The following is a 12,618-nucleotide window of genomic DNA, read 5'->3' on the forward strand; positions in this document are numbered from 1 at the left end:
TTGTTCATTAATAGCGTAACTTAAGAGTTTAAGTAAATCGTTATGAATAGAAAACAATTTATGAGAACCGGTATTGTTACGGCTTTATTTCCGGCTATGACCTTGCGGGCGGGTACTCAGAAGGGTACTGATGAAAAGTTAGATCCGTTATTGGTGAAAGAATTTGTTGGGAAGGCTCATACCGATATCGATCGGGTTAAAGTCTTGTTAGCAAACCATCCTACCTTGTTAAACGCTGCTCATGACTGGAAAAGAGGTGATTTTGAAACCGCTTTGGGGGCAGCTTCTCATGTAGGAAACAAAGAGATTGTGAGTTTTTTAATAGCTAGTGGCGCCCAGACCAATATATTTACCGCATGCCTGTTCGGACAGTTAGATGTGGTAAAGTCATTGATTCAATTATTTCCCGACACCCTTCATGCTTTGGGACCTCATGGATTTACCCTATTGCATCATGCAGAGCGGGGAGGAGATGAAAATCAGGAGCTTGTTAAATATCTTAAAGGTTTAGGGTTAACCAGGACAAAAGTAACTTTATACTAAGAAAATGTAAACATTATGGCTGTCCCGTAAAACATTTGTATTTTTGTTTCCGGTTTGAACTCGTTTGATCTTTGCTAATAAAGATGAGATGAGTTCTTTAAATGTTTAAAACTTACAACAAAATATATTATGAACCAATACGATGTGGCCATAATTGGCTCAGGTCCGGGTGGGTATGTAGCAGCAATTCGTTGCGCTCAATTAGGAATGAAAACTGCTATCATTGAAAAATATTCAACCCTTGGAGGTACATGTTTAAATGTTGGATGTATTCCTTCTAAAGCACTATTAGACTCTTCTCATCATTATCACGATGCTGTTAAACACTTTGAAGAGCACGGTATTGAAATTCCGGGTGAGGTAAAAGTGAACCTTGAAAAAATGATCGCTCGTAAGCAATCAGTTGTGGAGCAGACATCATCAGGGGTGAAGTTTTTAATGGATAAAAACAAGATTGATGTGTACGAAGGTCTGGGGAGTTTTGCAGATGCTACGCACATTGACATCAATAAAAATGATGGTTCTACGGAGCAGATAGAAGCTAAGAATATCATCATTGCTACCGGTTCGAAGCCGTCGACCCTTCCATTTATTGAAATCGATAAGGAACGTATCATAACATCAACGGAAGCTTTAAAGTTAAAAGAGATCCCTAAGCACCTTGTAGTAATTGGTGGAGGGGTAATCGGATTAGAGCTTGGTCAGGTGTATCGTCGTTTAGGTTCTGAGGTAACTGTGGTAGAATTTATGGATCGAATTATCCCTACCATGGATGCAGACCTTTCTAAAGAATTGAATAAGGTTCTTAAAAAGCAAGGCTTTAAGATCAATGCCAGTCATAAGGTAAAAGAGGTGACCAGAGACGGAGATAAGGTGATCGTAAAAGCAGACGACAAAAAAGGTAAAGAAGTAGTGTTTGAAGCTGATTACTGTTTGGTTTCTGTTGGTAGACGTCCGTATACAGATGGTTTGAAGGCAGATAAAGCAGGCGTGAAGCTTAATGAAAGAGGACAAGTAGAAGTAAATGATCATTTACAGACCAATGTTTCTAATATCTATGCGATCGGAGATGTGGTAAAAGGAGCAATGTTGGCACATAAAGCGGAAGAAGAAGGAGTAATGGTTGCTGAGATCTTAGCAGGACAAAAACCACATATCGATTACAACCTGATTCCTGGAGTAGTTTATACCTGGCCGGAAGTAGCAGCAGTAGGGAAAACCGAGGCTGAGCTTAAAGAAGCAGGGGTGAAGTACAAGGCAGGGAAATTCCCGATGCGTGCCTTAGGACGTGCAAGAGCCAGTATGGATATCGATGGATTTGTAAAGATCCTTGCCGACGCTGAAACTGATGAAGTATTAGGTGTACACATGGTAGGCGCTCGTGTAGCTGATTTAATTGCAGAAGCGGTAACCGCTATGGAATTCCGTGCAAGTGCTGAAGATATATCACGTATGAGTCATGCGCATCCAACCTATGCTGAAGCGGTAAAAGAAGCTGCTTTAATGGCAACAGACAACAGACCATTGCATGTTTAAAAGCATTGATGTATAACATAAATAAAAAAGGAGGTGAATATTCACCTCCTTTTTTTATAAGGTTCTTATAATTGAGTCTTAAAACTCAAAATCACGTTTCGTATTGATGACTGCACGCTCTAAATAAGGAATCAGTTTCTTAGAAACCTTCAACTCTTTTAATTGTTTAAGGTGACGTTCGTGGTGTGCATCGGTAGCAATATAATCGATCATGCCGTTCGAAAGCAATTGCTCTGCTTTTTTCTGCACTCCCGATCCGTAATTTCCGCTTAGCGAAAGTATGTTCAGTTGAAAGGCACATCCTCTTTCTTTAATGCGCTCATAACTTTTTAGTCCGCTGATATACATATAGCGTTCCGGGTGAGCAAAGACCATTTCATATCCCTGGTTCCCCATTTCAAAAAGCATATCGTCGAATTGCATCGGTTTTGAAATAAATCCCGTTTCAACCAAAACGGTATTTCCTTTCAGTGGTAACAAGGTTTTGTTGGCTGTCATATTCATGAATTGCTGATCCATTAAATGTTCGGCAGCAGCCATCACTTGAATGCCATGGTCATCAAAGTTTTTGTCCGATGAAAGTGTTTCCAGGGCATTATTGATCTTATGAGCATCCAACTTATAGTAGTCCTCCATCATATGAGGGGTAGCAATAATATTCTTAAAACCAAGCGATTTATAGAGCTCGAGCATTTTGAGGCTTACATTCACGTCCTTGGCACCATCATCAAGAGATGGTAACAGGTGACAATGGATATCTGTAAAATCCTCAAGCAGGTCTGCAACAAAATGTTTTGAAGAAAATATCGATAGCATAAAATGTTTGTTTTGTTGTTTTAAAATATAGATTTGGGGAAATCTTCATTCAAAGTTTCGCAAAGATAATTGGAAAAAATGGAACGATTAAGGAATTAACATAGAATCCTTACGCATGAACTATCCGACACAAATAAACCAAGTTATAGTGAAATCAGCTCGCCATGGCTTAGGGTATTTGGCTTCCTGATTGTTAATAACATATAGGAGCTTTGAACATGTTAAAGTTATAAATATGGGTTTGCTTTTAAATTAAGTGCGTATCTTGAACGCAACCTTTAGATAGAAGTGGCATCTAAATAAAAAAGAGGTGATGTGCTCACCTCCTTTTCAATCTAAACTAACTAACTCAAATTCCGGTAAACGGCTAGGTTTACCAAATGTTTTTAAAAATCAAACTGGGCATGATGTGTGAGAACATTTTTTTGTTTAGTGGATCTAAAAATATGTATACATGTCCAGTTTGATTTACTCTTCTCATACGCTTTATTATTAATAATTTTTATTTATTGATACTCGCAAGTTTTCTTCGAGTGGTTTATTTTATTCTTGATGTTGTTATCGTAATATCGGCAGTGGACCAGCTATCTGCTAATAATTTTTCAAGCTCCGACACTTTATCTTTATTGTTCATTTTTTCATACGCCAGTTTCATCCCCTGTTGCGCCCAACCATTTCTAGGGAGTACCTTCAAGTCCTCTTCATAAGTAGCTATGGCATCTTCATAAGCCCCCGCCTCAATTTGCACAGCCCCCAGGTGATGGCGAACAGAAAAGAACCAATCAGGCGGTTCCTGGTAATTCAGGGCATCTTCGATAGCTACCGCTTCTTTAAGCAGGGCGATACTTTCATCGTATTTTTCTTCACTAGCTAAAAGTTCAGCCTCCAAAACCTTTTCAGCAATTTGAACTATGTTAGACATAGAGTTGATGCCCCAGATGGTCATATCTTCCAGCGATTCATCCTGTGCTTTCAGCTTAAGAGCGGCCAGTTCTTTCTTAGCCTCATCCAAATTCCCTTTTCCTAAATAAGCCATTCCTCTGGCGTAATTTTGTACTGCATTAGGGTATTTCAGGGTATCTGTAACCAATTCCATGGCGAGGATATCATCCCATTTTCCTAATTTCACGGCCACATAATACGGTATCATATAAAAGTGTTGCAGCGTGAACCATTCCGGTTGTTTCATAATATCCGGATGAATTTGTTCAGCCAGTTTTTGAGCACCTACCATGGCCCAATGACTATTCCCTTCAAGGGTAGCCGTAGCAGCCAGGAAGTGATAATTATGCGGGTAGTAGGCTAGCGGATAAATTCCCTGGGCGTGACAAGCCGTTACATAGGCGCTGTCTACCGCTACCGCATTAATATTAGCCACTGTTCCCTTATGGTAATGCCCCGTGCGAATGTAGGTATGCGAAGGCATATGGGTCAGGTGTCCGGATCCTGGCACAAGTCCGTTATCGAACATAGCAGCACTTTTAAGCGATCTTTCTGGGTTGGTAGAGGCCTCGACGGCATGAATATAAAAGTGATGTGCGCCAGGATGGTTTGGGTTTTTTGTCATTATATCTTCGAGCAATGCCACTATTTCCGGGGTCCACGATTTAGGAGACCCGTCTTTGGTATATAGATCCCACGGATGCAGATCCATAACCGACTCTGCATAGAGTGCGGCGATCTCAGGATCTTCCGGGTATTTACTGTATAGTTCCTTCATGGCGTCCGAATAGGCGATATCCAGGTGACTACGATCATCAATAGGTTCAGCTACATATCTTTCGGCTAGGGCAGCAATGAGATCTTTTTCTTTGGCAGAGGCATTAGCCGCTAGTTCTTTAGCTTTTTGAATGGCCTTATAAGCACGTTCGTAATTATCCGGCTCCATCCCGGCATTGTAATTCGGTCCAAGCACATAGGCATAGCCCCAATAGCACATGGCGCAATCCGGATCGAGTTGGGTAGCATAGTAGAACGATCGTGCAGCTTCGGCATGATTGAATCCATAAGCTAATACCAATCCCTGGTTAAAGTATTGTTGAGCTTTTTCGTTTTTGGTGGTAATCGGGTAATTTAAAACATCAAGGCCTTCAATAAGTGGAGCTTTGTTGTTAGTAGTATACCAATCCGCATCCGTAGTTTTAGGCGCACAACCGTATTTGGAAGTAACCTGTTCTTCGACGGTGGCTACGTCTTCACTACTCTTGGATTCTTTTTTACAGGAAAGTAAAAAGAAAAGTACACCTATAATATATAGGGGCGTTCTTTTCATAGTGGTTTAGTTGGATTGGTTAGGTCTTTTAAATTTACAAAAAAATATTTATTAACAAGTTATAAACAATTGATTTTTAAATTTTTATATCAAAAATTTTTTGTTTCAAACGGGGTGTAGATTGTAATAATGCCTAAAATAAAGGGTTCCGGCCGGTTATAATAAGGGGTGAAAAATAAAATAGGTATGATATCTCAAGCCTGTTAGTTATATTTGTTAATAGCCATTAACCAACTTTGGAAACGACAACCATGATAAAAATCTTAGCTTTTGCCGGAAGTAATTCTTCCACCTCCAAGAATTTTCAATTGATCCAGCATACGGTTTCTTTAATAGAAGGGTATGATGTCCAGGTACTTAATATGAGTAAGATGCCTTTTCCGTTATTCAGTGAAGATCTGGAGCGGGAGGAAGGTTATAAGAATTCATTATTGGAATTAAAGGATGAAATTCAGAAAGCCGATGCCTTGATTTTATCAGTAAACGAACACAACGGAAATCCGTCCGCGTATTTCAAAAACCTTATCGATTGGTTATCGAGGGTAGACAGAGATTTTCTGGAAGATACAAGGGTCTTTTTAATGAGTACCTCTCCGGGCAGAAGAGGTGGTGCCGGTTCACTGGCGGTCACCAAAGATCTCTTACCCCGTTTTGGCGCAGAAATTATAACCACCTTTTCGCTACCTTCCTTCAATCATTTTTTCTCTAAAGAAGAGGGCATAACCGAAGAACCATATAAAACAGATCACCACGAGCGATTACAAGACTTTCTTTTCGCCCTGGAGTTCTAGTCATTCCTGTCATTCCGTGTTTATTACGGAATCCATAACCAGAGGAATTAGAATCAGAAAAAAAACATACTTATGTCATAAATATTTTTAAACGGCCTACGAAGGTTTTCCGTTAAATTGGCGGTAAGATAAACGTAAAATTTTAGGCTGTTTGAGCGTAGCGAGTTCCTAAAATTTAGTGTTCGAACAAACAATTTAGGTAAACTTTCGTCAGCCTAGATTTTTTTTGATCCTTTTTTTTATCAATGAAAAAAAAGGATGAATAATAATAATTGATATCAATGTCAATATTATTATGTCTTGTTCATTCTTTATCAGGGAACTATTTAACACATCATGAGAACCTATTAAAAAAATGGAATAGCTGTCGAATAAAAAAATGAATAAAGATTTTTTAGTTTGATGAGTCATTCCCCACTTGTTGCGGAATCCACGAGAAGGAGAAGTCAGAATTTGAAAATGCGATCTTATGTCATTCCGTATTTATTACGAAATCCATTTGTAATGGCGCAAACAATTCCTTGCCCCCTGCACCCCTAAAGGGCCGACCAAGCGTTTAAAATTAGTCCAGTGGACTGATTTAGCGATGGGGCGAGCTGGCGCATTGGATGATTTGGATAAATTGATTTTTTAGTTTGTCATTCCGAATTTGTCTGTCATTCCGCATTTATTGCGGAATCCATGTCTAAATGAACCCGAATGCTCCTCCTATGTCATTCCGTGCTTGTTACGGAATCCATGCTTATTGAGGAATCCCTGGACTTTAAGTTTACAAATATTAAAAACGGTTTTATCAACAGTACAAAACCGAAAACTTATTCACTAACTTATTAACTTTAAGCCTAAAACCATAAAAAAAGGAACTTTTGCTCTGCGTCACGTAAGAAAATAACCTATACGCCGTTATTGATTTTTAAAAGCATTCTTTATATTTGCCGAAATTTAATTCAAATGATCAAAAGCAATACGATGAAAATTGGTGTGATTTGTGGTTTAGTCGCATTAATTTTATCTTCCTGCGTATCGCGACAGAAACTGGCCTATTTCCAGAATATGGAGCGTATCGACGGGAATACCACCCCAAATTATTACACAACCGTTATTGAGAACAACGACCTTTTAAACATAACGGTGTCTCCATCAGGTGCTACAGAGATGGATCTAAAACTGGTACAGCCTTTTAATTTACCGGTTACAGCTGCTCCGAATATGACTGGAAGTATTAATGGTCAACAACGTTTGCAATCTTATTTAGTCGATAACAAAGGGAATATTGATTTCCCGGTCTTGGGACAATTACATGTGGCAGGGTTGACCCGTCAGGAGTTGATTGAGTTATTGAAGACCCGTATTTCTGAATATGTGAACAACCCGATCATTAATGTACGGATTGATAATTTTAAAATATCTGTCTTAGGTGAGGTAAAAATGCCCAGTTCGTATCAAATCGAAGACGAACGAATTACTTTGCCGGAGGCTTTGGCGTTAGCTGGGGATATGACAATCTATGGCCGTCGTGATAATGTTTTGGTCATCAGAGAAACAGAAGGAATAAAAAAATATGCCTACCTTGATCTAACTAAAAGTGATTTTATCGATTCGCCCTATTATTATTTACAACAGAATGATGTTGTGTATATAGAACCCAACAAGGCGCAGATGCAGGCATCCGCTTATAACCGTAACATCCCCATTTTTATTTCGGTAGCTTCGGTATTGATTTCCATAGCTATTTTAATTACCAAGTAAAGAACTTATGAGTAAAGAACCTGTTTATTTAGACGATCAGTTCGAAGACGATATCCATTTAAGAGACCTGGTAGAAAAATACCTGCGTCATTGGAAATGGTTTGCTATGGGTGTATTTGTATCTGTAGTGGTGGCTTTCTTTTACTTAAAATATGCGACCCCAGTGTTCCGTACAGAGGCCAGTATTGTAATCAAAGAAGAAGATAAAGGCGGCATGGGCTCCCAATTATCAGCGCTCCAGGATATAGGTGTTTTAGGCGGTATGGGAGGTGCCAGCGTAGAGAATGAGATTGAGATCATGAAGTCGAAACGCTTGCTGCAAAAAGTAGTAGAAGAGTTAGGTCTTAATGTGAGTTATTATGTGGAAGATGGTATTAAGACGAATGAGGTTTATAACAATATCCCTTTCTATGTTAAGGTGTTGAGATATAATGATCAGGTAAACCTGGCGGAGGTGATGCCTGAGGAGCCTTATGTGTTCAGCTTGATCAATGATAAGGAGGTAAATATAGATAATGGAGAACAAGAGCAAACCTACCAGTTAGGTTCTAAAATTATCTTGCCTTTTGCTGAGATCATGGTAGTGCCTAATATTGTCAAGAAAAAACAATTAATGGTGGAATCGAATCGCTTTTTAGTTAATTTCTCTACCATTGAAGGCGCAGCGATTAGTTTGGAAGAATCGATTCAAGTGAGTTTGGCAGATAAAAATGCGACAGTGATCAATTTAGCCTTGGAGCATCCATTGAAGCGAAAGGCACAGGATATTCTCAATGAGTTGGTAAACCAGTACAATGAAGACGCTATTATTGATAACAATCTGGTGTCTAAGAATACCGCTGAGTTTATAGATGAGCGTTTAAAGATTATAGGGAGTGAGTTGGATTCGGTGGAAACGGATAAGGTAGCCTTTAAAACTGAAAATAAACTTACTAATATAGAGGCTGAATCGGAGTTATTTTTGGAGAATGTGAATGAAGTTACCAAGCAACACCTGGAATTGGCTACCCAGATGGAGGTGACAAATACCATGATTGCCTATTTAAAAGAAGGAGATAATTCAAAACTCTTACCGACCAATCTAAGCGGACAAGAAAGTAAGGGTATGGCAGAGCTCATCAATACCTATAATACCTTGGTGATTGAGCATAATGAAATGCTGAAGAACTCTTCCGAGAAAAACCCGGTAGTTAAGAATATTAACAGTCAGATCGATCAGTTACGTTCCACGGTGTTAAATGGCTTGGAAACCCAAAAGACTGGCTTGCGCATTGCGATGAGCGACTTAAGACGTCAGGAAGCGGTGATGGATAATAAGATTGCCAAAGTTCCAGGTAAGGAAAAGGAATTCCGAGGAATTGAAAGACAGCAGAGTATTAAGGAAGCTCTGTATTTATATTTATTGCAAAAGCGTGAAGAGGCATCCATTAACATGGCAGTAACCGCTCCGAAAGCGAAGATCGTAGACTATGCCAATAGCACCATTAAACCGGTAGCGCCAAAGAAAATGATTGTGTTGGGTGGAGCCTTCTTAATGGGCCTGTTAATACCGTTCTTGGTGATCTATGTGGGAGATGTGTTGAATAATAAGATCGTAACCCGTAAAGATATTGAACGTGCCTTACCTAGCTTACCGATTATTGGAGAGTTGCCAAGTTTAGGAGATAAAGAAGATAAAACGATTGCAGAAGACGATCGTTCCGTTTTGGCGGAAGCTTTCCGTATCCTTCGTACGAACTTACAATATATGTTTGTGAACCACCACAAGGAAGATGGTGCTAAAACGATTTTGGTAACCTCTACCACCAAAGGAGAGGGGAAGTCATTGGTTTCTTCAAACTTAGCGGTAACCTTAGCAGATACCAAAAAGAAGGTAGTCTTGATCGGGGCAGATTTACGTAATCCACAGTTAAAGCAGTACATACAGCATAACAAGCGCCAGACCGGCTTGTCGAACTATTTATATAATGAAGATATAGAGCTAGATGAGATCATCAATCCATCAGGATTGAAGTCCAATCTAGATATGATATCTTCTGGAAGTATTCCACCAAACCCGGCTGAATTGTTAATGGGTGAAAAAATAGGCGTCTTTTTTGAAGAATTGAAAAAGCGTTATGACTATGTAGTGATCGACTCAGCACCGCTACTGTTAGTTACCGATACCTTCCTAATTAACAAATATGCAGATGTAACGGTATATGTAATGCGTTCCGGCTATGCAGAAAGTAAGTTTACTGATTTCGTTGCAGATACCATCAAGCAAAAGAAACTGGATAAAGTAGCCATGGTCTTGAATGATGTAAGTATGGCGAACTTCGGTTATGGTAACAAATATGGTTACAACTATGGAGGTGAAAAGGATAGTATGTTAACCAAGATCAAGAAAGTGTTCATTAGATCATAATTGTGATTTAATAATAGACATAAAAGCCTGCTTCTAGCAGGCTTTTTTTATTTCTATCTGTCATTTCATACCCGTTGCAGAATTCATTATTCTTTGTCATTCCGTACTTGTTACGGAATCCATCTGTAACGGGATCTGAATTAGAGTATGTCATTCCGTACTTGTTGCAGAATCCATTAAAGAAGTGAGTTAAAATCCTCCCATGTCATTCCGTACTTGTTACGGAATCTATAACAAGAGGAATTAGAATCAGAAAAAAACATACTTATGTCATAAATATATTTAAACGGCCTACGAAGGTTTTCCATTAAATTGGCGGTAAGATAAACGTAAAATTTTAGGCTGTCTGAGCGTAGCGAGTTCCTAAAATTTAGTGTTCGAACAAACAATTTCGGTAAACTTTCGTCAGCCTAGATTTTTTTTGATCCTTTTTTTTATCAATGAAAAAAAAGGATGAATAATAATAATTGATATTAATATTATTATGTCTTGTTCATTCTTTATCAGGGAACTATTTAACATATCATGAGAACCTATTGAAAAAGTGGAATAGCTGTCGAATAAAAAAATGAATAAAGATTTTTTAGTTTGATGAGTCATTCCGCATTCATTGCGGAATCCATTTGAAAAAAAACAAATCATCCTCCATGTCATTCCGTATTTATTACGGAATCCATTCTTGATGGGTAACCTATAGAATCACCGTTTAAAAATAGTGCCAAACACCCCCAAAAAAATCCAAGAGAATAGAGAAGAAGAAAAGTAAAATTATACTTACTTTTGATGTCTTTAAAACAGAAGAGAAATACGGAAGTAGTATATCTTGCGTTGTTTTAATGAAAATAATAATATTCAGCTCAAAAAATACATATGAACTATAAGTTTCAGTTAGTTGTACTACTTATAACCCTGCCAATACTATCTAATGCTCAAAACACAGAAATCTCCGGCCGAATAGAACTCGGTGGTTATGCATCGGTTCGTGATTCTCTTCCTTTCTGGATGGTATCCAATACCTACGGAAGAATGGAACCCGATACAAGAGCAATTGGTTTAGCGGAAGCGAGGGTACAGCATAGACTGGGAGAACAATCATTTTTAGAAGCCGGAGGCGGAATATTATTCAATGACGCTGCAGCCCCGGTGTTAAGAGTAGATAGCTGGTATGCCCAATACCAAAACCAATGGTTTGGGGTGATTGGAGGAAAGAAGCAACGCCCAATGACCTATGGTGGATTATCGACTAGTGGAGAAAGTATTTTGTGGAGTGACAATGCACGGCCAATGCCGGGAATGTATGCATATACTTCGGAACCGATTGCTTTGGTCCGCTCAAAGAAGTTATTATTCGATGCGTATTGGGGGGAATATTTAATGGATGATGAACGCTACGTTGATAACGCGCGGGTACATAGCAAAGGCTTGACTTTTGTTTATCGTTTCAATCCACAGACGGAATTGTCTGTAGGTTTGGAGCATGTAGCACAATGGGCAGGAACCCATCCGGTGAATGGAGCTTTACCTGCCAGATTTAAGGATTATTTAAAGATCATTACGGGTTCATCCGGTGGAGAGGGAGCTGTAGAAGGGGATCAAATCAATGCCTTAGGAAATTCTATTGGGTCATACCGAATCCGTTTTAAGAAGCACTACGACAGCTTTAATATGGAGCTGTTTTGGAATAATATCTTTGAAGACCGTTCCGGACGTGAATTGAATAACTTACCAGACGGCCGTTATGGTATCTATTTAGAAAAAAAGCAACCTATTGGCTTAGTTCATAACGTGCTGTATGAATACTATTATATGAAAAGCCATAGTGACGGTGCTCCTTTTATGAGTACCGGGGATGATTATTTTAATAATTACGTTTATCTATCAGGGTGGTCGTATAATCAGCAAACTATTGGCTCTCCTTTATTTTTGACTGGGGGTGACGTGTTTGGAATTGTTAACAATCGTTTCACAGCTCATCATCTCGGGATAGGAGGTAGTGTAAAACAGTTACCTTACCGCTTGTTGTTGACTTATAGTCGAAATTATGGTTTACGTAGAAGAGGAGAGATCTTACAGGAAGGAAAAAATGTATTTTCATCCCGTTTTGATTTGAATATCCCGGTCAATTTCGCAGATCTAAAATTCATCATGGCTTCAGATTTCGCTGAAGTTTCCAAACCTAAATTTGCAGTAGGTCTTCATATGGTGAAACGATTTTAAGAGATTAACTATCCATGGTGTCCTAAGTAGTCATTCAAGACTTCTCTGTCATTCCGCACTTGTTACGGAATCCATTGCAGGCGGAAGTTGAGTTTAACCTATTATCATTCCGTATTTATTACGGAATCCATCAGAGAAGGAACTCGAAATTGACATTCACATGTCCCTAGTGCTCTTGTGTTGAACTTCATTAAAAATTTTAATAGAGGGCCGAGCGTAAAAAATTAGTTCGATGAACTGATTTAGCGAAGGAGCCAGCCGGCGCCAGGAAAAAATGGGTGATAGAA

The 12,618-nt window shown here is 39.0% G+C and carries 9 protein-coding genes; 6 read left to right on the forward strand and 3 right to left on the reverse strand.

Annotation, left to right across the window (positions count from 1 at the left end):
• Positions 1-42: 42 nt before the first annotated feature.
• Positions 43-543 carry an ankyrin repeat domain-containing protein gene (locus BM361_RS03995; protein ID WP_217643753.1) on the forward strand — a complete coding sequence of 167 codons (501 nt, stop codon included), beginning with the start codon at positions 43-45 and terminating at the stop codon, positions 541-543.
• 129 nt (positions 544-672) lie between these two features.
• Positions 673-2,079 carry a dihydrolipoyl dehydrogenase gene (gene lpdA / locus BM361_RS04000; RefSeq protein ID WP_074977065.1) on the forward strand — a complete coding sequence of 469 codons (1,407 nt, stop codon included), beginning with the start codon at positions 673-675 and terminating at the stop codon, positions 2,077-2,079.
• A gap of 78 nt (positions 2,080-2,157) precedes the next feature.
• On the opposite strand, the gene BM361_RS04005 is transcribed toward lpdA, so the two are convergent.
• Positions 2,158-2,895 carry a tyrosine-protein phosphatase gene (locus tag BM361_RS04005; RefSeq protein WP_074977067.1) on the reverse strand — a complete coding sequence of 246 codons (738 nt, stop codon included), beginning with the start codon at positions 2,893-2,895 and terminating at the stop codon, positions 2,158-2,160.
• Between the two features lie 538 nt (positions 2,896-3,433).
• Positions 3,434-5,167: a tetratricopeptide repeat protein gene (locus BM361_RS04010; RefSeq protein WP_074977069.1), complete on the reverse strand. Its 1,734-nt coding sequence runs from the start codon at positions 5,165-5,167 to the stop codon at positions 3,434-3,436.
• A gap of 251 nt (positions 5,168-5,418) precedes the next feature.
• Here BM361_RS04010 and BM361_RS04015 point away from each other — a divergent pair, with 251 nt between their 5' ends.
• From BM361_RS04015 to BM361_RS04025, 3 genes are all read left to right on the forward strand, one after another.
• Positions 5,419-5,958 carry an NADPH-dependent FMN reductase gene (locus BM361_RS04015; protein WP_074977071.1) on the forward strand — a complete coding sequence of 180 codons (540 nt, stop codon included), beginning with the start codon at positions 5,419-5,421 and terminating at the stop codon, positions 5,956-5,958.
• A gap of 951 nt (positions 5,959-6,909) precedes the next feature.
• On the forward strand, positions 6,910-7,707 hold the full coding sequence (locus BM361_RS04020) for a polysaccharide biosynthesis/export family protein (RefSeq protein WP_074977074.1): 798 nt from the start codon (positions 6,910-6,912) through the stop codon (positions 7,705-7,707).
• A gap of 7 nt (positions 7,708-7,714) precedes the next feature.
• Complete coding sequence (locus BM361_RS04025) at positions 7,715-10,114, forward strand: GumC family protein (protein ID WP_074977077.1); 2,400 nt, start codon at positions 7,715-7,717, stop codon at positions 10,112-10,114.
• A gap of 7 nt (positions 10,115-10,121) precedes the next feature.
• Here BM361_RS04025 and BM361_RS17035 read toward each other — a convergent pair whose 3' ends face one another.
• The gene (locus tag BM361_RS17035; protein WP_217643754.1) at positions 10,122-10,268 is read right to left on the reverse strand and encodes a hypothetical protein; all 147 of its coding nucleotides are present in this window, start codon (positions 10,266-10,268) and stop codon (positions 10,122-10,124) included.
• A 716-nt stretch (positions 10,269-10,984) separates the two neighbouring features.
• Between BM361_RS17035 and BM361_RS04035 the strand changes: the two genes are divergently transcribed.
• The gene (locus tag BM361_RS04035) at positions 10,985-12,331 is read left to right on the forward strand and encodes a capsule assembly Wzi family protein (protein WP_074977081.1); all 1,347 of its coding nucleotides are present in this window, start codon (positions 10,985-10,987) and stop codon (positions 12,329-12,331) included.
• Positions 12,332-12,618: the final 287 nt, after the last annotated feature.

The organism is Zhouia amylolytica (genome assembly GCF_900116365.1).
Taxonomy (GTDB): Bacteria; Bacteroidota; Bacteroidia; order Flavobacteriales; family Flavobacteriaceae; genus Zhouia; species Zhouia amylolytica.